The organism is Pseudoalteromonas sp. OF7H-1 (assembly GCF_022347825.1).
In the GTDB taxonomy this organism is placed as follows: domain Bacteria; phylum Pseudomonadota; class Gammaproteobacteria; order Enterobacterales; family Alteromonadaceae; genus Pseudoalteromonas; species Pseudoalteromonas maricaloris.
Window position 1 is genome coordinate 424,601 of sequence record NZ_JAKRFX010000001.1, and the last position, 24,365, is coordinate 448,965.

Sequence of the window (24,365 nt, forward strand, 5' to 3'; positions counted from 1 at the left end):
TGGGGACTCAAATTAATTTATAAGGATGAAGACAGTGAAAAGAACGCTTATAGCATTAGCCATCGTGACGATTCCGTCCACAGCAATGGCGTTACCTAGTTTACGTGAAGACTGCCAATTTAGCGGTGGTACAGTAAATACAGGTGGGGCTGATGTAATGTTTAGCCAAAATTGTAAGACAGCTTATGTCGCTCCGCCAAATACGGGCAGAGCATCATTAGGTGGCCATGTTGAAACACAAGGCATTGAGTTTTGTTCAAATATGGACGTTGCCAAAGATGACTATGACAGTTCACAAGCGCGAGCAAAGGTATGGCGTGATAAGTCAGAAGCATTACTTCTTGAGCAAGCACCTCTTGAAGATGCAAAAATCGAGTCTCAAGTTGAACTGGATACGTTGAAAGCACAAATCGATTATTGGCAGTTTAGTGCGCTTAAACAAAGCTATGAAATTAACTTGATGGAATATAGTAACCGTTATAGTACATACAGTGCATGTTTAAACAATCCGATGCGTACTCGAGACGATTGTATCGCAGAAAAGCAAGGAATTGAGACTGCATATTTTGAAGCTCGTGATGCCTATAATAACTACCGCGCGGAAAACCGCACAAACCTTTATAAAATCGATCAGTTAACAGCTGAAATTGAAGGCTTAAAAGATCAAATCGTGGCGATTGATGACCGCATTATCAAGTACGATAACTATGCAGACGATATTGAAGATCGTTCAAAGTCAAATTACATCGAACTTGCGACCATTTATGGTGCAAATACCGAAATTGTATATGAGCTTGATTATGAAGCTCATGTAGATAATTTACGTCGTTTAAATGGCCATATCCCGCAAATTACTTCGTGGCGTCAAATGCCACTGGTAGCGGCTGAGTTCTTCACAAACATGAACCCTGCGTATATGCAGCAAGCCGATCCAGATGATGCAGTACTGAATAATCTACACCCAATTCACTCTGTGAATGTGGCTAAACAATTGATTAGTTTCCAGCCTAAAGGCTTCTCGAATCTGTTTGAATCTTATGACGGCGAAGATAAGTCAACCGAAGATGGCGCATACATGAATAACATCAACCCTAATGATGTGGATACATTGGTGTATGGTAGCTTTGGTTCTTCAAGTGCGAGTGTTGCAATGAACCTATTCGGTGCCTGTCAGCTTAAGAAGGACAACATTTCCGAAAGTGAACTTGCGTCTAAAATGGACTCTTATATTCAAACGGGTTTACGCCTACAGTGGCTGATTGAAGTGCCATTTGGCTATGAAGCAAAATATAAAGCACATAGTATCATTAGCCAAGTTTCATCAAATAAATCAAGTGGATTTTTATTCTGGAAGAAGCGTAAGAGTAGCTTCTACGAGTGGAGTAAAAACAGCGAAGATTTTGAAATCACATTCACAAATGCACCATATAGTAAGTTTTGGACTGAAGATATGAAAGAAACGGTCCGCGAAGCAATTGCTCGTCGTATAGCGTTTGGTGTGTTAGACAGTGTCTACCCTCGAATTTCAGCAGCTCCACTTAATGATGATGAACATCAGCGTTGGTCTGACGGTGCTAAACAAATTGGTTGTAGCTTCGGTCCTTACGGATGTGCGATTGGTTGGATTGTTGGCACGCTAGACAATCGTCGTAATTACAGCCGCTTCTACAGCGACAAGAGTCGCTTCTACACGGAAAAGTCTACAGAAATTACCTATATGCCAAAGGATAAATACCTAACCTTTGTTGCACAGTAATAATCTCTGATTTACAGGGCCATATAAACTGGCCCTGATCTCAAATTTATAAGGAAAGTTACTTATGTTGTGTAGGTGCTCATATCTATTGCTTGCGATTTGCTTCTCTTTTTCTATTCAGGCGATGGAAATCATCGGCCCGAAATATATTCAGCCAGGTGAAACGGTGATCCTATCTGTTCCAGACTATCAGCAATATGAAGATATCCAGTGGCAAACCTCGAGGTTTCAAGGGGATTTTATGCCAGGTGGTGAAATGCAGCATCTTATACAGCTACATTTAGATAGTCTAAGCCGAGACTCACAAATCTTATTGCGTGCTTTTGGTTTAAACGGTTGGAATTACGATATAGCAAACTCGGAGTTAATGGTTCGTACCGATAAGCCTGCGCTTTTAAATGCCACAATAGCTGGTGCTGATAATTTACGAAAAGGTGAAGCTAGCTATTTCAGTTTGCAAAATTTACCTTCTGATGCTCATGTGATTTGGCAAGTCGCTGATGAAAATGGAGAGCTGCGAGAAGTTATAGTTGAGCAAAATGGTACTCAGATTACATTGTTGGTAACAGATACATATTCGGGGAGCAGCACTTTTAAGTTGTATGCGTTTGTCACAACTCAAGGGTGGCAATATCAAGTTGATAAAACATTAAGCGTTGGGGGTAATCAGCCTAATCCGAAACTAACCTTGCAGCTAGACCCGAATTACACTGCATTAGTTCAGGGAAGCGCTACCGTGCAGCTTGAAAATATTCCCTCAGAGGCTGAGATTTCTTATTTATGGTCGGTGATTAAACAACCTGAAGGAAGTGTTGTCGAGCTGCAGGGGACAGCTTCCAAAACGGTAGGATTGGTTGCCGAGGATGTTGGTGCAAGTACAAAAGCCACGTTATCAATACAAGCTACGATAACCACTCAAACACAACAAGCTGTGTTAGAAAAAGAGTTTGATATAACAATTGAGCCTAACAGAAGTCCGGAAGTTAGTTATCAATTAGAAAGAAATGAGCTTTGGAGCACAGGTTCCGCTTTGTTGGATGTCACGGTTAGTGAGCCTGAGCAAGAAGCATACAGTATTGTTGTTATAAACCCGAATTCACAGCAGTTTTTATTAGAAAAGCTATCAGATACAAGTTACAAGATCACGGCTAAAGCTGATCATCCTCTGCAAGGTAACTTTGAACTTAGAGTTGCCGATATACACGGTCATGAGCGTCTCGAATATATCCCAATTAGTATAAAGGCATTACCCGAGATTCAATTTGAGCATCAATCTACACACTATGCAGGAAGTAACATTCCGTTGATTGCGCATTTAGCGGTTGAAGCTGGAGATATAAAGGAAATACATTGGCAGCAAATAGCGGGTAGCTCAAGAGAGCTATTAAGCTATGTTGAGTTGCAGTCAGGATTTGAATCCTTGCATCTACCTCAACAATATGAATTTGAAATTGCAGTAAAACTAAGTGGTAATGTTGTGGTTTCTGCTGTTACACAAATTCAGACCGTCGCAACTCAAGTGCTTAATGATACCGGTGATAAGCGCCATATCTCCGATCAAGGTGAGTGGACTTCAAATGGTTCTTCGATTTTTTTATTACCACGCTTAGACGCACAGATAGGTCGAGATGTTGATATTGATCTAGTGAAGCTAGGTAATGGCCCTGATGGCTTTGATTTTTCCTTTCTCTCAAGTGACGGTACGATTGTTCCTGACTTTTCAGATACTGCAAGATGTCTTCAAGATAACGCCACAGGCTTTGTGTGGTTAATCAAACACGCACAGCGCCACGCTATCACCCAGCAATTGCCATTAGCCTCTTCGTGTGAGGTGGCCGAGTGTAGTATTGAACAGATCCAGTTGCAACTCAACCGACAGCAGCAATGCGGCAAGTCTGACTGGCGGTTACCAAGCCCTGTTCAGTTGCTTTCTGTATTAAGTTTGAATCGTAATGCTTCGACACTTACTTGGTTGACGAATGACCTAAATGCAGCAATTCCATACCTACGCCTACGTACGACAGCCGTTAAAGATCAGAAGGTCTACACCGTGAATTGGTATGGCACTGAATTAAGCACGTTATGGCGGAGTGAACAGAGTGAATTGCACTTCTTACTGATGGCAGGACAATAGTATGAACAAATTGATGATTACCTTATTGACTCTCGTTTGCAGCAATGTATTTGCTAATTGTGATATCTCGCCTGCAGCACGCTTTCAATCTGACTCGCAGCAGGTAGTACATGATTTAAAGCATCGCCTTAGTTGGGTTAATTGTGTTGTTGGCTTATCACTTAACGAATGTGTGACGCCGACTTTAAACCGAATAAACGTATCTGGGTTTAGTGCAATTGAAACTGCCGCAGCGACAAGTATTGCGGGATATGATGATTGGAGATTACCAAACGTTAAGGAGTTACATGCTTTATTCGAAGATGAATGTACCGCGAGTCAACGTAATTCGGTTTTTGTATTTCCGAGTAATTTGAACCGTGTGTGGAGCGGGACCACAGGTGCATCGGGAGCTTCAGCAGGATTATTACTTCTGAATGTGGATAATTTACAGATCCAATCATGGGATCTTGAGTCTGCAGGGGCAGCAGTAATGCTCGTGCGGGACATGAACAGCCAAGGAATCAAGGAATAGAGATGGTGATAATTAGTTTCAGTGTTGCTATGACAGTCATAAACCCAAACTTACCGGAAAGCTTAGCGCAATTACCGTTTGAGATAAAACAGACTGCATTGATCTATCCGAGACAGTCTTATGACATTGCCAATTTTGTCAATATTCTGACGATTAATGAGCCTGTATTAGGTACGGGTGGGGACGATGTGCTTATCGGTAATAACGGCGATGATGAGCTTGTGGGATTAGCTGGTAATGACAAACTAGATGGTGGTCAAGGGGAAGACTTACTTATAGGCGGTGAGGGTAATGATGAGCTTATTGGTGGCAGTGGAAACGACACCTTAAATGGAGAGAGTGGTGATGATGTACTTCATGGCGGTCAAGATGATGACATTTTGCGCGCAGGACAAGGCCAAGATAGTTTGTTCGGTGAAGAAGGAGCCGATCGCTTATATGGTGATAGTGGAGATGACCAATTATTCGGTGGCCAAGGCTTAGATAAGCTTTATGGTGGGGAAGGAAATGATGTGCTCAAGGGCGGCTCTGAAAATGATGAATTGAACGGAGGCGATGGTGACGACCAATTATATGGTGAAAGTGGAGACGATATTCTTTTGGGCGATGAGCTTAGTTCCCAAATAGGTAATGACTATTTAGATGGTGGAGTTGGAAACGACCTACTTTATGGTAATGCTGGGCACGATGAACTCTATGGTAATGAAGGTCGAGATAAGCTTTGGGGTGGTAGTGGTAACGATACCTTAAAAGGCGGGAATGATGACGATGAGTTATTTGGCGGCGATGGCGAAGATACCCTATTTGGAGAGTCGGGACAAGATTACCTAGAAGGTGGGGACGGGAAAGACATACTCCGCGGTGGTCTGCACGATGATGTGCTTTATGGTGACGGTGGTGATGATCAACTCTATGGTGATGAGGGGGCTGATAGGCTATCTGGTAATGCAGGCCGAGACCATCTTTTTGGTGGTGCGGGTAATGATATCCTAAAAGGTGGTGATGATGATGACCATCTCTATGGTGAGCAAGGGGATGACATTTTAGAAGGTGGCTGGGGAGATGATACTTTCTATGATTCTGAAGGAACAGATCAGTTCGATGGTGGTGAAGGGAACGACTTTTTCTTATTAAATGATGCAGGACTAAATCGCCATCACATTATTGGAGGTAGAGGGCAAGATACAATTCAACTGAGCGGTGGCACGGACTTAATTGCACTCACAACATATATTCAAGACGTAGAAATGATGGTTGGTAACCATTTAGGGAACCGACTAGTTCCTGCAAGCGGTATAAGTAAAGTGATGGGCTTGGAAGGTGACGATCAAATCTATGACAGTAACGGAAATGAAACCTTGATGGGAGGGGATGGTAACGACCAAATTACTAGCTTTTCAGGTAAGGATACCGTGTTTGGAGGCAACGGTGATGATCTAATGTTTGCCCATGCTGGCCAAGGTAATTTCTATGGTGAAGCTGGCAATGACACTTTTACACTGAGTTCATCAGTCGACTTATTGGACGGGGGAAGTGGTGATGATCAAGTGGTATTAGCGGACGACGCCAGTACCTTTATTAATATCGCTCATATTAACGCTGTCGAAAGGCTCACCGGTAATTATAAACCTAACATTGTATCTATGAATGAAGTTGCAATTGGCAGCAACCTGCAGATAGATCTTGGCGCTGGGGTTGATAGGTTTGTGTCCGGTATAATCGCTGACGATCGCAACGGTCTTACATTTGAGCTCTATTACAATAATACCTCGGGAACCGATATCGAGCTAAAGACCGGTACGATTTCATATCAATTACTTAATGTCGAGTTTCTGCTTTATGAGCGGATCAGGCAGGGCTATCACGCTCAATTCTTACTGAATTTACGGACAAAACAACACTCAATTATATCTGAAATACCCCTGTGAAATATCTAAAAGGAGATTAAAGTGAAGTATTCTATTTGCGCTACTATGTGCGCACTTGCATTTGCGTCATCGAGTTATGCCGCACAATATAAAGCAGTGCCTGCTTTTACAGGTAGCGCTAAAATGGGCATTAATTGTGTTCATGCACCAACTGAGGCTGGTAATAATGGCATTGCATCCCAATGCCAGCAATTTATTCCACCCACCAATCCAAGAATAGAAGCGCAATTTCCTGTCCCGCCTTCTCAATACAATGTGATGTATCGAAACCCGAGTGCGAAGGCCTTTAGTGAGTTTTCGGGTTATCCCATGGTTGTAGAGATGTCGCAAGACACTTGTTACCTACGCAACCCACTCGTGAATACTATCTTAGCCGAGCGCAACGTATCGCCTGAGCTATTTAAAACTTATGAGTACGCTTGTTCTGAGGGGAATAGAGAGAGTTTTGATAATAGCTCAATGATCTATAAATATACTGTATCTGGCGCCTTCCAGCCACAAAATGACGCGCATTTTTATGCTGGTGTTACGATGCAGATGGCGTTGGATTATTATTCAGATCTTTTTCCTAACCAAGCGGAGTTATGCCCATCTTCAGGTTATTGTATAAAGCAGGTTCAACTTCGAGTGAACTACTCACATGAAGGCCAAGATTACAGCAGTAATTGGGATGGGGAGTATGTAAATCTCGCTCCTGGAGGAAATACATTTAGGCAATTTGCTCATGGTAGTGCATTAGATATTGTGTCACATGAGATAGGTCATGCCATTTTAAGTTGGAATAGTGATTTGTTGTATCAGGGGGGGGAGCAGTCAGCCATCCACGAGGCTTTTTCCGACATGACTGCTGTCGCTGTCCGAGATTATTATTTTAAACATCTACAAGTAACAGAGAGTAATTTTACCACCAGTCCGTTGGCTCTCGCGTGGCAACAAGACAATCAAAAAAAATGGTGGTTTGGTATTGATCGTAACTTTTCGCAAAGTCCAGTCCGTTATTTGAACTATCCTCGTTTAGATTTATATAGTGTTGATGATCATAGGGATCTGGCAGATGCTGTAGGACCTCATCAGCAGTCAGGTGTGCTAAATAAGTTTTTTTATCTGCTGAGCAACCAAAATGGCTGGGATATCGAACGAGCATATAAATTAGTGTTAACTGCGGCCAAAGATTGTTTCAACCGACAAAGCAGTATTGAACATGCTGGTTACTGCCTAATTCAATCTACAGTTGAAAAGCAGCTTGTAAGCCACTTGTTACAACAAGTAGGGATCGTCCCTTCTAACGCAAATGTAGATAACCTAGACTTTAGTATTGATAGGTTACTTGATGAGGCTAATTATCAAATTATTGATAATAGTTTCTACAACAGCCAAGTTCAGTCTTTAAACGTAAAAGTAAACGGTGAATCTCAGCTCTATTGGCGCAAAAACAACGGACAGGGTAATTACCAATCTGTTAAGGGGGGTCGAGTAATACTTCAGCAGGGGGCAAATACATTAGCATTAGAACTGGAGTTGAAAAATGGCCAAATAAAAACAGGTTATCGTCTACTGTATGGTGCATCAGAGCCAAGATGTATACCAAACTCAACGACTCCTGCACTGACTGATATTCGCATAAACGGTGAACTGTTTAGGCTGGATAATAGTTATGAATTCGTCGAATTAAATACTCCTATTCACTCTTTGGATGAACTAAAAATAGATTTTTTGACGGCGCTGAACAATCGTTATGTTTCATTATTTAGTGATAGCAATCGTAATCGAGTATTTGAGGTGTTCTCGGATCCATTAAGCAATGAACTTATTTTTGGTCAACCAGATGTAGCCAATAGTGTCGCTGTTCGTTTTGAGTATCCTGACTCAGTTATGGCTGGGCCGCTACTAATGCGCATTCGAATTGATGACCAACAAGAGTCTGCATGCAATGCGATTAATTCCGGTCAGGTAGTTGACTTTCTTGTTAATTTCAAACAAGGGGGAAGTAATCTTGCCGTCGACTTTAGCCATTCTCAAGTAAATAACGATGTCACATTTAAAGCTAATGGAACAGGTGCAACTGATTTAAGTTATAACTGGTATTTTGATAGTCACTTAGTTGCAGAAAATAAAACTCAATTTACTAAAGTCTTGTCAGGCGCAACATTAGTGAGAGTTGATATGCTCTCTAAAGGCCAAGTGGTAGCAAGTGAAGAGCGTGTTGTTTCACCAGTAGCAAATCCTAATTTAGCTATCCAATGTCAGGTAACAGGTAGCAGTTGTGAATTTAATATTTCTCATGAGCAGTTGCCAGCTAGTGCGAGATATTTCTGGACATTCGGTGATGTAAATAACACCAAAGATACTCGCTATAACGCTAACAGCTTTAACTTCGATTATAGACAGCATGGCCAATATGAAGCTGTACTTGAGCTATTTATTGATGAGTTAAATACTCAATTCAAAGCAACGACTATGGTCAATATCAGCACGTCTACTCCTGATTTCAACTTCGATTATCGTGTTGATGCAAGCAATAGTCAGCGACTTATATTTACGCCAGATTTAGCTGGAGTGGAAGTGACTGATATTAGGTGGAATATCGAACAAAGTTGGGTGCGTCAATCTGACTTATCCGGAACATGGACGCATACGTTTAGTGAGCCTGGTGTACATACAGTTTATATGGCGATTACTGATATTCATGGAAGTATCCATACCACAAGCAAGAGCATCAATGTAAAAGCAAATACCCAACAGCCAAAAGCAACCGTTAACCAAGCTCAAGTAATGATGAAATATGGCTCATATAGTATGTGTTATCACTCTCAGCTTCACCAATTGGCAAAAGGCGATAGTGAGCTCAATTCATACTGGAACTTTCCTATAGCGTGTGTTTCGGAAATCACTGTAGATGGCTCTAGCAGTGATGGTAGCACTGTTCTGAGTGAGTATTGGGTTGATCTTAATCGAGATAATCAATTTCAAACGAATGAAAAAAATATAACGTCGACATTTAATTTGTCTGAGGGCGCTGTAAATGTATGTGTAGTTGCGTATACAGAGGCTCAAGGACCTTCGGTAGTACCATGTGACCCTACTCAAGGAAGGGACAGCATGCAATTTAAAATTGTGCAGTAATTTCTAAATATAACTTTAAGGAAAATAAAATGAAAATTAAGCTACTTGCGTTCTCAATCGGAGCTACTATTGCTTTTGGTTCTTTACCTGCTCACGCTCAAACTGTTCTTGATGCAAAACTTGCTCAGCAAGAAACTAAACAAGCTAGAGATGGAGTGCAATACCTTGATCCAGATAGTCCTGCAGCTATTGCAGAGCTGAAAAGCATTTTCAATGACGCTGGTTGGAATGAAAAAAATAGCCCTCAGTTATTTAAGCAACTTCATACGCCACAAAACAAGAGCACAAAAATTGCACCTCTAGCGATGGTGAAAAGCCTCGGTACTGAGGAAATGGAACTGGAATCTTACTTTAGCCATTTAGGTTTTAATATCATTGGAACAGGTGATTCCAAACTATTTAAAATTCGACTTTTAAATTCAGAGCCGCAATTAACAAAAGTAACGACATTGACCATAAAACTTGTCAATGAGAAAGGCGAGCAAATTACAACGCAACAGACAAGACGCTTCTTTGGCGCGGAGACTCCGGATGACCATCGCGATGTTTTAGGTGGGGAAGCGACTTTGTCTTCAGCATATGAGCATGTTAGTCGTTCTAAAGAGGTTTATGCAGAAGGCTCTGCTTTTGTTATTTTTAATGACGACAGCAAAGTATTCAAAAAAGTCAGAGTGAAGTACGACCGTAATGCACTGCTAGGCATGCTCGGTAAAGAGCTTGGTCTTCCGCTTAGTAACAAAGCTGCTACGATTGCATCTTATCCACTTGTTGCGAATAAACTTGAACAAGCCAACCAGCTAGCACAAACTCAGCACTTTGGGACGACAAGTGTTGGTGATTTTTTTGAACATACGGTTGAACATCCTAAAGATTGGAGAAAGTCAGCGCCAGATCAGAAATATAGTGTACCAGGTGCTGATGGTAAAATTATGGTTTGTTTAAATCGTGATTATGGTGATTGTGACTACCCGACGGTATTAGCTGGAGGGGATTATAATGATATCCCTCATGTAACTATCCCATTCAAGGGCCAAATAACGCTACCAACATATATCTCAAGAGTGTTGTTTAAAGAGGATGCAGAGCTTGAAAATAACAACGTTACGCCTACTGATATTTTAGTCCAAGGTAAGGACAGTTTTATTGATAGGTTGTCTTATAACAATACGAATATGAAAAGCATTTTTGCTAAATACTTTAAAGTTGAGTATCACTTTAATGCGGCAGATTGGATGCCTGTTTCCGTGCTGTCTTGGGACATTCCAAGAAACGCAGGCATCTTTGCTAAGCCAGGGATCTTCACAAGGCGGGCTGATGCTTTTTGGATCATGAATATTGGCCTAGAAGTTAACTGGATGGGGAACTTAGAAGACGCGAAAACGTACTTTGGGGTTTCTGAGGCAGAGTACAATGACATAACTGGCTACACTTCCTATATTATTGCTTCATCTCAGGCACCTGAATTGCCCAAAGATAGTGCTGTATATAATCAGGCACCATTACAATTTAGCTATAGTTGCTTAGCAAAAGGTACGCAAATCCTTATGCCGAATGGGCAGTCTCAATCAATTGAGCAGTTTAATGTTGGCGACTTGGTGATGGGTTCTAGTGAGTTTTCAACCAAGAAGAAAGAAGTGTTAAGAGTAGTTGATATGTCTGTCGGTGTGGAACATTTACCGATGATAAAAATTACTACGGATAAGGGCCAAACCCTGACGTTAACTGAATCGCACCCGTTGGTACGTGAAGGCGGAATGGCTGCATGGGCTTTGAATGTGCAGCAAGGTGATGTTATTCAAACCGAACAAGGTCTTGCGACAATCACTTCTTATGAAAAAGTTGATTATAAAGACAATGTTTATAACCTTAAGTTAGCCCGCGTAAACGGTAAGCAAGAAGAAGGAGAAACGTTTGTGATGTATGCAAATGGAATCTCGGTCGGGGATCTTGCGATGCAAACTGAAAATGAAGTCAATACTAGCAAAGAGTCTGTTGAAGATGTATTAAAGCGCCTTCCTCAAGAATGGCATGCTGATTATCTAAATAGCTTAGAGATTGATAAGAAGTAAATTTATAGATGCGTTTTAAGCAATAAAAAAGCTGATCATACGATCAGCTTTTTTATTATTGCAATCAAGCGCAACTTAATGGCAGTTATTCTAAGTGCTGCAATAGGAAGATTAAAAACTGGATTGAGTTTCAAAATTATGTAAAATATTTGTATTGCATATTAAGGAGAAAACACTATGCGAATACTGGGAAGTATATGTGCATTGTTATTGAGCTCAACTCCCGCACTAGCTCACACTTCATTGCTTGAGCATTCTTATTCAGGCGAACAGAAACTTCAGGCGCACCCTAACGTAACCACATCAGCTTTTAGCTATCACGCTGTAGCGACGATGACCGGAAATTATAAAATTGGCTTAAATTGTCATCAAGCCCCAAATATGCGAACGCAATTGTGTGAAAACGCAGTACTCCCATTAGATCATCCAATGACAAAAGCGCGGTGGCCCGACCCCCCAATAAGAAGCAAGCTGTTTTTTAGACCTGATAGTTTTGGTGCATTCGAAACATTTTCTGGCTATCCAATGATTGTCAAGCTTGAGCAAGGTAAGTGCTTATATGAAAATGAATGGATCACTACCTATGATGTAGACACAGGTAGTGATCCTTATAGTTATCCTTGTCCGAGTGGGGTAGTAGAAAGTCATGGTATAGATAGCGACCCTTATCTATATTACAGTCGATTTGGTGTATTCAAACCGGTCAATGATGCACACCTATTTGCCGGTGTAACTGTACAGACAATTCTCTCAAAGTTTAAAGAATTGTATCCCCAGCAATCACAGTTCTGTGAGGACAATGGTTATTGTGTAAATCCTTTTAAAGTAAGGCTTGGAGGAGACTCAGACTATTCAAGTAGCTGGGACGGTGAATTTATTAATTTAGCACCAAATCAGAATGCTAATCTTAGTCGTTTTTCTCATGGTACGTCTTTGGATATCGTAGCTCACGAAATGGGGCATGCGATTTTGGAGTGGAATACCAATAACATTGTTTCGGATGTGAACGCTGAACCGCTTGAGACGAGAAGTCAGAGGTTGGCTTTTCATGAAAGCTTTGCTGATATTTTTGCGATGGGTGTAAAAGACTATTATGCACGCCATCTGTCAGCAACACCACCAGAGGGTAATTGGAAACAGAGCGACGCATATCAAAAACTATACAGTGATGATGAAAATATGTGGGGAATTGGTTGGGATGCATTCGTCAGAGATCTTAGCTTGCGTAATGTTAAACAACCGCGACTAGATGGTGTTAGCATCGATGATTATAGGGACTATGACGATGTTACACAGTCGCATTTCCGTGCCGGTGCGTTAAATAAATTTTTCTATTTACTCGCCAGCCAATCTGGTTGGGGAGTTGAACGCGCATTCTCTTTAGTTATTAAAGCGATGATATCTTGCTTTGATGAAAGCACGGATATGGCGCATGCTACTCAATGCATTATTGAGAGCGCAGATGAACAGGATAAAACTCACCTCCGACAGTTGGCTCAAAAAGTAGGTTTCCATTCGCAGAAGATGGGAATTGAGCCACTAAAAGTAGATATGTCAAGGTTGTTAGAGGAAGTACATTATCAAATTACAGATCCTCGAATTCAGGAAAGTAGCGTTGAAACACTCATAATACATGTAGACGATGAGCTGTATTATTCGTGGAGTGAAAGCAGTGGTATTCCTTGGGAAGCAGCCCACAAGGCCACCTTAACGCTTAGTGCAGGAGAGCACTCTATTAGGTGGCAGATCATTGATAAAAATGGAAATCAGTTTACCAGTGAACGCATAGCATTTTTAATAAACTCTGCTTTGTGTGTGCCTGAGAATGTTGCAGCAAGCAATGCGGAGCAGCTAAAGCTTAACGGAGAATCTTTTGATTTAGAAAATGGCTATACAAGCGTTGTTCTGCAAGATGATATCTTCATAGATAATCCACAGATACTTAAATTTGCAAGGTTTACCTCAGGTCGATTTATCAAAGTACTACTTGATAAAGATAGAAATGGATTTTTTGATGAACAATCAGAAACTGTCCTATCAAGAACTGAGTTAGGCAACAAGTTAACTTTTTCGTTAGAGGCACTTGATGCGCTACAACAAGGACCCGTTTTATTAAGGGTTATCATAGAGGAAGCGGAAGGAAGTAGTACTTGTTTCTTGAATGAAAGTGCTCAGGTAATTGATGTTAAGTCTTCAGTTAAAGGTGGGACATATCAGCCACCATCAATAAGTTTTTCTTATACTCAGTTAAATCAGTTAATTACTTTGAATATTCAAGAGCAATTCAGTGATGCATACAGCTTTAAGTGGACAATAGGTCGAGAAACTATTGAAACGCGTTCTTACACATTGACTCGTGAATTGGATGAAGGGATTGAAGTAAAGCTTGATCTAATACGGGATGATGTAACGGTCAAAAGCATATCAAAAGTTGTTGTGCCAACCAATGTACCGAACATTGCAATCCAGTGCCAACAAAATGAGAGGCGTTGTTTGTTACAGAGCGTACATAGTGAAATAGTTGGTGCTTTAAAGTATCGTTGGAATATTGATGGGGAAATTATTGAGCGCAGTAATAATACGCCGTTTGAGTATGAATTTGCGGATTATGGTGAGCATAGTGTGAAGCTGTCATTATTGTTAAACAACGATAATGTTCAGTTTGACCATAGCCAGGTGATTGAATTACATCAGGTTCCTACGGTAGATGTGGTCATTAAACAAACGAATGATTTATTTAGTTTTACTTTATCCCAGCTGCTTCCAGAAGGATATGAAATTATTTGGGTTATCGATGGTGTTGAGTATCGTGGGGTAGATAAGACACTTAACTTGAAACTCAAAGAAAACGTGGATTCGGTAAGTTATCGTATATTAAAAGGAGACGTTGTAGTTAAACAACAAGACGTTGCAATAGTCAAAGTCCCGGATCCAAACTTGAAGTTCAAATGCAAAAAAGCCGAAGGGTTGAGATGTTCTTTTACGGTTGAGCATGACCAAATACCATCAGAACTTACCTATTATTGGAGTTTTGGGGATGAAGCTACTTTGGAAAGCACAGATCCGAATGTGTCCCATGCCTATAATCAGGAAGGTATTTATGCGGTTAAATTAAGTTTGAGAGTAGATCAACATGCTGATTTTACAGCAACCAAGTTAGTCAATATTCATCCTACCCAGCCGCCCTTAGTTGAGCCGAAAATCAACTTTAGTCAGTATAATAATGTGATTAAATTACAGGCTATAGGTGAAGGAATTGAAAGCTTAGAATTTAAATGGCTGATCAACGATGTAGCGTTAGAAGGGAAAGAAGTCGAGCAGGCGTTGGCTAACTTAGGTGAAGATTATGATATTTCACTGCAGATATTCTATGGTGGCCAGAAGTTAATGACTTTAGCGCAACCTATTTATATTCATAAAGATATTGCTCTAGAATTTGATTGGGAACTGGTTGCGAAAGATGGCGGGCTACCCGTATTCGACTTTAGTGTTAGCCATCTAGAAGCTAAGTAATGTTGAGGTAAAATTATAAAAGGGGATGTAGTACAGCGTCCCCCTTTAATTTAGGGTTGAAGTCGGTCTGATTTTATCACCCTTAAGGTAAATATAGAGAAAAATAGTTCTCACTTTGTTTTGAATAGCTTATTGCAAAAACCTTTATAAATTGACCTAGAGCAACAAACTATTGCGCAATCTAAAAATTAGAGTTGTAAATCCAAGACTTTGAGTAATACTTTATTTCAGTGTCTACCAAAATATAAATCAGATTATGCTAAATAGGGTTTCAGTTAAAAGCAGATTGTTGTCGCTTTCAGGCATACCTGCTGTGTTTTTTATTCTTGCAACCATCTTCACAATCGGAACATTATCAAACCTTATCAATTACATTGACCGTATTTATGACGACAGAGTTGTACCGCTTAGACAAATAAAAGTGGTGTCAGATAACTATGCGGTGGTTATTGTGGATACGTTTCACAAGTTACGAGGCCATCAACTATCCAATGGTGCTGCGTTAAAGCAAATCGAAGAAGCTAAGAATATCGCTGAAAAAGAATGGAATAGCTATTTGTCCACGGACCTTACGAGCGACGAGCGAAGCTTAGTAAAGCAAGTTGAAAAAGCAGAGCTAAGTGTCAAGCAACTGCTGTCTAATTATATTAATCGAGTTAACGCAAATACCTTTGAAGAAATTCCTTACGATAAATTTGTACATGACCTCTATGCGGCTTTCGATCCGCTTAGCGAAAGCTACAATGCACTCATTGAGTTACAGCTTACTGAAGCAAGTGCGCTTCGAAATATTGGTCACTCCGAGGCCAGTGCGACTAAAACGGCGATGATTATCTCTTCCGTTGTTATTGTGATCGTAATGGTACTAATTGGCATGTTGATATTTAGGTCAATAAATGAACCGCTCAGCCGCTTGCGTATGCGTATTGGTAATATTGCAAGAGATGCAGATTTAACACAACGAGTGGTAGTTGAGGGGCAAGATGAGTTAAGCCAGATAGGGAATGACTTCAATACCATGGTGTCTAGCTTACATGAGCTAGTTACCAATCTAGTCACAATCGTGAATAGCCTTTCTACGACCTCTAACGAGTTGAATGGTATCAGTCAATCGATTGCGGGTACTTCACAAGAGCAAGAGCAGCAAACAGTGATGATTGCAACCGCAGCAACAGAAATGAGCAGTGCGATACAAGAAGTGGCACATAATGCGATGAATACCGCGAACAAAGCTGAGATGTCCGGTAAGCTTGCGAAACAAGGGATGGATGTTATTTCGCAAAATATTCAGGCCATTGAGCGCCTAGCTAGTGAAGTAGGAGATAATGCGCAGTTAATTAAAGCGTTGAACGATCAGTCTAATGAAATCAACCAAGTGGTGTTAATGATCCAAGGTGTGGCTGAACAAACAAATCTTTTGGCATTAAACGCTGCAATAGAAGCTGCGAGAGCAGGGGAATCGGGCCGAGGTTTTGCAGTTGTTGCCGACGAAGTCAGGCAATTGGCACATAATACGCAAAAAGCCACAGAATCGATCCGAGATATGATCAGTAAGTTACAGGGCATGGCACAAAACGCAGTATCATCGATGGAGAACGCGCAATCAAGTGCTGCTGCAGGGGTAGATAGGGCCAATGAGTCAGCTCAAATAATGACCGATATTGATAAGGCGGTGGATGAAATCGTTGGTATGAATATTCAGGTTTCAACGGCGACAGAAGAACAAACAACGGTGGTTGCGGAAATCAGTGAAAATATTAATGATTTCAGTAGCAGTATTTCTGAAATTACCCGAAATGCGCAGAGTAATGCCGATGTAAGTAATGACTTGGAAGCGTTGGCTGAGCAGCTAAACAGTCAAGTGCTAGTGTTTAAAGTTTAATATTATTAGGGCCGGGTCTGTTTAAATCAAACAGCAAAGATCAACAGGCTCTAGAATTAAAGAAATAAAAAAACCTCGTCATTGCGAGGTTTTTTTACTTATGGAGCTGTTGTTACACCAACGGATATTACACAACACCACGAGGTAAGCGGCAGTCGTGATCTTTTGCTGCTAGTTCAGCAATCCACTGTTCTTCCGCTTTGAAGCCTTCTTCGTTTTCTGTAACGATAGTAAAGCTCGCTGATTTTACAGCTGCAGTCTTAGGCGCTTTCTTAGTCGTTTTCGCTTTTTTGGCAGGCGCCTGCGTTTTCTCACTTGCTACAGCTGACCCTGAAGTTAGCTCTTCTGTTAATTCAGCTACCTCAGCAAGACGCATGTTTTTGCCACCATCGATGCTATACCAACCTGGCTTTGCAGTGATCTCAGGCTTTTTGCCATGTGCAGCTTCGTACGCAGCTTCGAAAGCGCTTAGTACTTCAGTTTTATCTAGTTTACTCATCGTAGATCCTAGTCGTGTTGTACGCGGATACGCGGGTTAAGATTAAACTCTATTTATACCCATATTTGCGCAAATTTTCAATTTTTTACGTTTTTCAGCGCTAATTTATCGAACTTTAGCCTGATTTTGGTGCCTTTTTCGGCGCTTAAAGTGCCTCGGGGTCAATAACACGACGGATCGTGATCCACATACTACCAAGCTGTTCATGCCAAATCCGAGTGACTACTTCTAAGGCCTTATGGTTCGGAATAAATTGTCTGCTCAGTGGGTATTGCTTGAAGTTATAGAACTCCGTCGGTGCAGCGAACACTTCTATGCCTTGTGCTTCAAATAGGTTTTTTGCTCGCTGTATGTGCGAAGCCGATGTGACCAATACGACGTCATAATCGACTAGTAAAGGTGCTAGCATTTTTGCTTCGTCCGCGGTGTCTTTGGCATTGGGGTTTTGCTTAATACGTGTAGTGGAAATACCTAGGCTCTGTGCGGTTCTTGCCATGAGTCCCGCGCTTGTTGCATGGCCATAGCCGTAACCTGAGACATACAGCTGGGCCTTTGGGTAAATATTAGCAAGTCTTACGCCTTCAACTAATCTGGCTAGACCGCAGCTGCCAAGTTGGGCGTTGCTGGGGAGAGATTTATCTGGGTATAAATCACAGCCAAGTACCACGATTTTATCTATATTGTTGTGCTTGCTTGGATTGAATGCGGCGAGAGCGCCTGTATCCCACTCAATAATATGTTGTGCGACATAAGGAGTCGATAACGCCCATGTCGTGAGTAAGACGAACCAGCTTGCGATGTAAGGCCCTTTACGCGTTTTGGCGATAAAAAGCATAAGCCCCATAAGCACCACTAAAGATAATGGTAACGGCATCATAAGTTGACCGATAACCTTTTTGACTTCAAACATTTAAACATGTCCTAGATTAAGATAAGCCTAACGCAATGCTAGCATGAGATGGGAGTTGTAGAAATGTCTAACAGTTAGGGCTCAAAAAAGAGCCCAGTCATCTATCTTGCAGTGGTTTTTCGGCAAGTATTGAGGAAATGACGATAAACAGGGTTATCTTTCATGCTTTTCTTCATTGCTAAATACATTGGACGATTTAGCCCAAGTGCGCCTAGAGGAATCGATTTAATTAGCCCTTGGCTCTCATAAGGTGTCACTAACCAGTCCGGTAATGCTGCAACCCCCATACCTGCGCTCACCAGTTGGAAGATTAATAAACCTTGATCGACGGTTTTTAACGTGCCGTCAAAGCGTGCATTTTGAATAAAGTGCTTAAATATGTCCTGACGCTCGCGAGGAATAGGGTAAGAAATGATGGTTTCATCTTTTAGGTCGAGTGCTGTGACATAGGCCTTCTTGGCCAATTCGTGATCTGGTGCAACGATTAACTTTAACTTAAAGTCAAATAGGTGCGCGTATTCCAGTTGCTCTGGTTCGCGAATGTCTGAGGTAAGCACTAAGTCCAGCTCATCTTCAATAAGGTCAGGAATCGCGTCGTAGCTAAAGCCACGTTCGTAATCGACTTTAATGTCAGGCCAAAAGGTATTGAATTCTTTAATTGTTGGAAGCAACCAGTGAAAACAAGCATGACATTCCACGCTTAATCTGAGTTGCGAGATAGGCTGATTAAGGCTTTCCTTCAAACGGCACTTTGTTGCTTCAACTTTAGGCAAAACATCGTTGGCAAGTTCCAATAATAACATCCCTTGAGGGGTAAAACGTACTGGCTGCGTTTTGCGCTCAAAGAGTTGGCAGTCGAGTTTGCTCTCAAGATCTTTGATCTGATGTGATAAAGCAGATTGAGTCAGGAATAGCTCTCGTGCTGTATTCACAAGAGAACCAGTTTCTTTCAAGGTGGAGATAGTCTTTAGGTGCTTTATATCAATCATTATCAACAATTCTCATATTTGAAGTGAGCAAATCTCAGCATTACTCAATATTACGATTCTATTTAGTTATTATCAATGTCTAGACGTCTAAATACCTACGGTGAATTGTTCAAAAATTCACAAATCCACTATAACACTAAAAATGACAGCGTTGTCACTACTTCTGTAAAAATTTTGCAAAAAATTACAATTTAATTTTATTCATATGAAATCTGAGAAAGCATCAATTGTTGTTTTTGAGCATGAGAATTATATTTCAGACATCTAAACATCTAGATGGAATTGAAATCATGGCATTAACACATAACTTGGGTTTTCCACGCGTAGGCAAAAAGCGTGAACTTAAATTTGCAGTAGAACGCTATTGGTCAGGCGACTTAACGCAAGTCGACTTAATCGCGGAAGGAAAGCGCATTCGTGCAGAAAACTGGGCATTGCAAGCTGACGCTGGTGTTGACCTTCTCCCTGTAGGCGATTTTGCTTGGTATGATCACGTGTTGAATACTTCATTACTTGTCGGCGCTATTCCCAGTCGTCACAAAAATGATGAGTCGGTAAATCTTGATACTTTGTTTAGGATGGGCAGAGGTCGAGCACCTAGCGGCTGTGCGTGTGCCGCAAGTGAAATGACGAAATGGTTCAACACCAATTATCATTACATCGTCCCTGAGTTAACACAAACGCAAGAATTCTCCCTGACTTGGACGGAGTTGTTTACTCAAGTAGAAGAAGCACAATTACTTGGCTACCAAGCAAAGCCCGTATTGGTCGGCCCGGTAACCTATCTCTACTTAGCTAAATGCGTTGGTCAAGAGTTTGATAAATTGGCTTTATTAGATAAGTTATTGATTGTATATCAGCAGGTACTCGGCAAGCTTGCAGAGCAAGGCGTTGAGTGGGTACAAATTGATGAACCTATTTTAGCATTGGAAATCGACGATGCTTATCGCAACGCGCTGCGCCGGAGTTTTGATGCGTTGAGCGGCCAAGGAGTAAAAGTGTTGTTGGCCAGTTATTTTGACTCCATACAAGCGCATGTTGAAGATATCCAGTCTTACCCCGTAGAAGGCGTGCATTTTGACTGTGTAACGGCAAACTACGACTTGGCTGCGTTAGAAACAGTAGTTGGGCAAGATAGCGTACTGTCTCTTGGGGTTGTGAATGGTCGTAACATTTGGCGCTCGGATCTTGAAGGTGTATATCAGCAACTTGCTCTGGTTCATGAACGTCGCGGTGATAATCTCTGGCTCGCTCCTTCATGCTCATTATTACATACGCCAGTCGACTTAGATCAAGAGCAAAAGCTTGATGGTGAGTTAAAGTCTTGGCTCGCATTTGCCAAACAAAAAGGGCAAGAGCTGGCATTATTGAAAAATGCATTGGAGCAGCGTGATATTACCCAGTTGGTCGAATATTCTAAGCCTGTAAAAGCGCGTTTAACTTCTACTCGCGTGAATAATAATGAGGTGCAGCAGCGTGTTTCAGCGCTTACAGCAAAAGACGGCCAACGCAATAGTGAATTCGCAACCAGAATTAAAAAACAAGCACAGTCGCTAAATTTACCCTTATTGCCAACCACAACGATAGGCTCCTTCCCACAAACCCAGGCTATTCGTAAGGCGCGACGTGATTATAAAGCGGGTACGTTGAGTGCTGATGCTTATCAAAGCCAGATGGAAGCGGAGATCCGTTATGCCGTTGAAGAACAAGAAGCGCTTAACTTAGATGTGCTGGTTCATGGCGAAGCAGAGCGCAATGATATGGTTGAGTACTTTGGTGAATTACTCGAAGGTTTTGCCTTTACTCAGTTTGGTTGGGTGCAAAGTTATGGTTCGCGCTGTGTTAAGCCCCCTGTGGTTTGGGGGGATGTCTCGCGTGCGGCACCAATGACAGTTAATTGGACGAGTTATGCACAGAGCTTAACCAAAAAACCGATGAAGGGCATGCTAACAGGACCTGTGACTATTTTATTTTGGTCGTTTGTCAGAGATGACTTAGACAAGCCGAGCATCGCGAATCAAATTGCATTAGCACTGAGAGATGAAGTGGTAGATTTGCAAAATGCAGGGATTAAGGTGATCCAAATCGATGAACCTGCTTTTAGAGAGGGGATGCCACTCAAAGCCAGTCAGTGGCAAACCTACTTAGCGTGGGCGGCGTATGCGTTTAGGGTATCAGCAAGTGGTGTGAATGACGAAACACAGATCCATACGCATATGTGTTATTCGGATTTTAACGATATTATCGCCGCCATAGCGGATATGGATGCGGACGTGATCACAATTGAAACGTCACGTTCAAATATGACCTTACTCGACGCCTTTGAAGACTTTGACTACCCCAATGACATCGGGCCTGGTGTGTATGATATTCACACGCCAAACGTCCCTGAGGTGGCATGGATAAAAGACTTAATTCACAAAGCAGCGAAGAAAATCCCAGTAGAAAGATTATGGGTGAATCCAGATTGTGGGCTAAAAACCCGAGCATGGCCAGAAACCCGAGCTGCACTTGAGAATATGGTGACAGCAACCAAGGAGCTTAGAAGCGAATTAGGGGAAAGTTAATCTAAACCAGCCCACATATTTCATTGTTTATATAAAATGAAATATGTGGCGAGTGTATCTAGTTTCTACTCAGTAAAAATGCCATCGCTTGATCTGCGGCGAGTGGTTTAGAAACAATATAACCTTGGCCAAACTGACAACCTTTTTGCTTTAATAGCTGCCACTGGGTTTCGAGCTCGATACCTTCAGCGACAACGGTCAGGTTAAGTGATTGTGCAAGTTTCAAAATCGCATCAACTAGCGGGTTTTCTCTTTCAGTTAGTTGGTCAATAAAGCTCTTATCAATTTTAAGCACATGAATGGGGAGCTGGTGCAAATAACCTAAAGCAGAGTAACCAGTGCCAAAGTCGTCAAGATAAAGCTTCACTCCAAGGGATTCTAATCCTTGAATAATTTTGGTTGCGAGGGCGAGGTTTGCTATCAATCCAGATTCTGTGATTTCCAAACATAAAGAGCCAGGTGTAAGCTCATAATGATGATAAAGTTGCTGAATTGTATCAACGAACTCTAAGCTTGCGAAATGTCGCGATGACACATTTACGGTAACACGAGTCTTCGGCAGCTTTTGCGCTTTCCAACGTTTGAGTTGTTTGGCAGCCAATTCCAACAAATGTAAGTCAAGCTCAATGATCTGTCCGGTTTGCTCTGCAATTGGAATAAAAGCATCTGGAGAAACAAGCCCGTTTTTGGGGTGAAACCAACGGACGAGGGCTTCAAAGCTCACAATAGCGCCAGTCGTGAGAGAAAATATCGGTTGATAATACAGCGCAAATTCATTGTTTTTTATGCCATGTTGCAGATCATTTTCAATATCTGCTTGCTGTTTTAGGCGCTTGCGCATGGCATTATTAAAATAGCAGACTTGACCCCGACCCGAAGATTTTGCTTCGTACATGGCAGCATCTGCTTGCTGCAGTAAATTAATAGCGCTATCGGACTCGTTATCAGTGAACGCAACGCCAATACTGCCTGAAGCTTGCAGAACATGACCATCTATATGAAGGGGCTTGGTTATAGCCGTGGTGATCCTATCAAGCAGCAGAGTGACTTGTTGCCTGTCTTGGACATTTTCCATAAAAATCGCAAACTCATCACCCCCGAGCCGCGCAAAGGTGTCGGTTTTGCGAATACAGCCATTTATCATCTCGACAATAGCAATCAAGAAATGGTCGCCAACATCGTGGCCAAGTGAGTCATTAATGCTTTTAAATCTGTCTAAATCGAGATAGATCAGGCAGTGCAAATTAGAGGACTCCACTCGCGCTAGTCTTAAAATGGCATGTTTGATCCGCTCTAACAATAAATAGCGATTGGCAAGACCCGTTAAATCGTCGTGCAAGGCTCTATGTTCTAGCGCCTGCCTTGAAAGCTGTCGGTCTATGGCCATGCTGACTTGACGACTTATATAAGTCAAAATAGATAAATCATGATTCACGAAAGCTTGGTCGTTGTTATAGCTTTGCAGCACAATCACGCCCTGATATTGATCATTAACCAAAAATGGTACGCCTAACCAAGAGCGTGGCGAGCGACCCACCATTTTAAAATCACCCCGCGTAATGTGCATTCTAAATTGATCGTTATCACACAGCAGTGGTCGTTGGTTCTTCAGAATATAGTAGGATGCAGTATGCTTAATCTGATCTTTTGATACTTTTTGGTGTGCATTACATTTTTCGCCTCCCTCAATCAAATAATCGATTTCTAAAATATCCTGTTGAGTATCGTAAAGGCCGATAAAGAAGTTCTCGGCGCAAAGCTGAGAGGCAATGATTTTATATAAGTCATCATAAAAAGCCTCAAGGTTCTCAAAGCGGTAAGTGATGTTCGCAATTTTAAGCAGGGACTTTTCTAAATTCTGTGCTTGGTGTAACTGGGCAATCGTGGTTTGGAGGTTTTCTAAGGTGCGTAACTGATGGATTTTGGCACTGAGCAGATGTGCGACCGTCGATAGTATTTGTAAATGCGCGGAGGTAAAATAATCGGCCTCTGGATGCTCACAGTCAATCACACCGATTAAGTAACCATCATACTCCAGAGGTACGCAAAGTTCTGACATGGCTGGACGTAAATCTGCAATGTACATAGGGTGAGCGGCGACGTTTCCAGAAATAAAGGGCTCTCTAGTCGTTGCTACTTGCCCGGTAATACCTGAACCAATCTTTATCTTAGTTTGTTCAACACGATAATCCCCATTAGCATGGGAAACGCCCATACTTGCTGCGACTTCTAGATACTCTTGATAAGGATCAGCGAGATAGATAACACAATCGACAAACCCCAGTCGATTAACGACCTGTGTCGTAACGTATTCAAATAATTCGTCAAGTTTGGTTAGATGCAGCAGCGACGACGAAAACTGGTTGATGATGCTAAGCTGCTCAGTTTTTGATTCTAATTTTTGGTTCTCAGATAGCATACATATTTCTCATGAAAAGATGCTACTAAGTTAACTTAAAATGTACATATTTACCAATATTG

Annotated in this window: 13 protein-coding genes; 9 read left to right on the forward strand and 4 right to left on the reverse strand. The window is 41.6% G+C overall.

What is annotated here, in order from left to right; translation table 11 throughout:
- Window positions 1-34: 34 nt before the first annotated feature.
- The 8 genes from MHN30_RS01950 (at window position 35) to MHN30_RS01985 (ending at window position 16,919) form a co-directional block, all read left to right on the forward strand.
- Entirely contained in the window at window positions 35-1,756 is a 1,722-nt protein-coding gene (locus tag MHN30_RS01950; protein WP_130163688.1) for a hypothetical protein, read from the forward strand.
- A gap of 64 nt (window positions 1,757-1,820) precedes the next feature.
- Window positions 1,821-3,890 carry a DUF1566 domain-containing protein gene (locus MHN30_RS01955; protein WP_239357648.1) on the forward strand — a complete coding sequence of 690 codons (2,070 nt, stop codon included), beginning with the start codon at window positions 1,821-1,823 and terminating at the stop codon, window positions 3,888-3,890.
- A gap of 1 nt (window position 3,891) precedes the next feature.
- The gene (locus tag MHN30_RS01960; protein WP_130163690.1) at window positions 3,892-4,404 is read left to right on the forward strand and encodes a DUF1566 domain-containing protein; all 513 of its coding nucleotides are present in this window, start codon (window positions 3,892-3,894) and stop codon (window positions 4,402-4,404) included.
- 2 nt (window positions 4,405-4,406) lie between these two features.
- Window positions 4,407-6,332, forward strand: a complete 1,926-nt coding sequence (locus tag MHN30_RS01965; RefSeq protein WP_239357657.1) for a calcium-binding protein — start codon at window positions 4,407-4,409, stop codon at window positions 6,330-6,332.
- 21 nt (window positions 6,333-6,353) lie between these two features.
- A complete protein-coding gene (locus tag MHN30_RS01970) occupies window positions 6,354-9,455 on the forward strand; it encodes a M4 family metallopeptidase (protein ID WP_239357662.1) in 3,102 nt (1,033 codons plus the stop codon).
- A gap of 29 nt (window positions 9,456-9,484) precedes the next feature.
- A complete protein-coding gene (locus MHN30_RS01975) occupies window positions 9,485-11,524 on the forward strand; it encodes a Hint domain-containing protein (protein ID WP_130163693.1) in 2,040 nt (679 codons plus the stop codon).
- Between the two features lie 177 nt (window positions 11,525-11,701).
- Window positions 11,702-15,037 (forward strand): M4 family metallopeptidase, encoded by a 3,336-nt coding sequence (locus MHN30_RS01980; protein ID WP_239357664.1) that lies wholly within the window; start codon window positions 11,702-11,704, stop codon window positions 15,035-15,037.
- 256 nt (window positions 15,038-15,293) lie between these two features.
- Complete coding sequence (locus tag MHN30_RS01985; protein ID WP_275446432.1) at window positions 15,294-16,919, forward strand: methyl-accepting chemotaxis protein; 1,626 nt, start codon at window positions 15,294-15,296, stop codon at window positions 16,917-16,919.
- A 127-nt stretch (window positions 16,920-17,046) separates the two neighbouring features.
- On the opposite strand, the gene MHN30_RS01990 is transcribed toward MHN30_RS01985, so the two are convergent.
- From MHN30_RS01990 to MHN30_RS02000, 3 genes are all read right to left on the reverse strand, one after another.
- The gene (locus tag MHN30_RS01990; RefSeq protein ID WP_130163696.1) at window positions 17,047-17,418 is read right to left on the reverse strand and encodes a hypothetical protein; all 372 of its coding nucleotides are present in this window, start codon (window positions 17,416-17,418) and stop codon (window positions 17,047-17,049) included.
- Between the two features lie 145 nt (window positions 17,419-17,563).
- A complete protein-coding gene (locus MHN30_RS01995) occupies window positions 17,564-18,328 on the reverse strand; it encodes an ElyC/SanA/YdcF family protein (RefSeq protein WP_239357667.1) in 765 nt (254 codons plus the stop codon).
- A gap of 101 nt (window positions 18,329-18,429) precedes the next feature.
- On the reverse strand, window positions 18,430-19,317 hold the full coding sequence (locus MHN30_RS02000) for a LysR substrate-binding domain-containing protein (RefSeq protein ID WP_010370874.1): 888 nt from the start codon (window positions 19,315-19,317) through the stop codon (window positions 18,430-18,432).
- Between the two features lie 290 nt (window positions 19,318-19,607).
- Here MHN30_RS02000 and metE point away from each other — a divergent pair, with 290 nt between their 5' ends.
- A complete protein-coding gene (metE, locus tag MHN30_RS02005) occupies window positions 19,608-21,884 on the forward strand; it encodes a 5-methyltetrahydropteroyltriglutamate--homocysteine S-methyltransferase (RefSeq protein WP_130163698.1) in 2,277 nt (758 codons plus the stop codon).
- 58 nt (window positions 21,885-21,942) lie between these two features.
- On the opposite strand, the gene MHN30_RS02010 is transcribed toward metE, so the two are convergent.
- Window positions 21,943-24,303, reverse strand: a complete 2,361-nt coding sequence (locus tag MHN30_RS02010; protein WP_130163699.1) for an EAL domain-containing protein — start codon at window positions 24,301-24,303, stop codon at window positions 21,943-21,945.
- Between the last annotated feature and the right edge of the window lie 62 nt (window positions 24,304-24,365).

What these genes read in the sequence shown, in the direction of transcription:
- MHN30_RS01955 (WP_239357648.1), top strand. Translation starts at nt 1,821, where the DNA reads ATGTTGTGTAGGTGCTCATATCTATTGCTTGCGATTTGCTTCTCTTTT.
- MHN30_RS01960 (WP_130163690.1), top strand. Translation starts at nt 3,892, where the DNA reads ATGAACAAATTGATGATTACCTTATTGACTCTCGTTTGCAGCAATGTA.
- MHN30_RS01965 (WP_239357657.1), top strand. Translation starts at nt 4,407, where the DNA reads ATGGTGATAATTAGTTTCAGTGTTGCTATGACAGTCATAAACCCAAAC.
- MHN30_RS01975 (WP_130163693.1), top strand. Translation starts at nt 9,485, where the DNA reads ATGAAAATTAAGCTACTTGCGTTCTCAATCGGAGCTACTATTGCTTTT.
- MHN30_RS01980 (WP_239357664.1), top strand. Translation starts at nt 11,702, where the DNA reads ATGCGAATACTGGGAAGTATATGTGCATTGTTATTGAGCTCAACTCCC.
- MHN30_RS01985 (WP_275446432.1), top strand. Translation starts at nt 15,294, where the DNA reads ATGCTAAATAGGGTTTCAGTTAAAAGCAGATTGTTGTCGCTTTCAGGC.
- MHN30_RS01990 (WP_130163696.1), bottom strand. Translation starts at nt 17,418, where the DNA reads ATGAGTAAACTAGATAAAACTGAAGTACTAAGCGCTTTCGAAGCTGCG.
- MHN30_RS01995 (WP_239357667.1), bottom strand. Translation starts at nt 18,328, where the DNA reads ATGTTTGAAGTCAAAAAGGTTATCGGTCAACTTATGATGCCGTTACCA.
- MHN30_RS02000 (WP_010370874.1), bottom strand. Translation starts at nt 19,317, where the DNA reads ATGATTGATATAAAGCACCTAAAGACTATCTCCACCTTGAAAGAAACT.
- metE (WP_130163698.1), top strand. Translation starts at nt 19,608, where the DNA reads ATGGCATTAACACATAACTTGGGTTTTCCACGCGTAGGCAAAAAGCGT.
- MHN30_RS02010 (WP_130163699.1), bottom strand. Translation starts at nt 24,303, where the DNA reads ATGCTATCTGAGAACCAAAAATTAGAATCAAAAACTGAGCAGCTTAGC.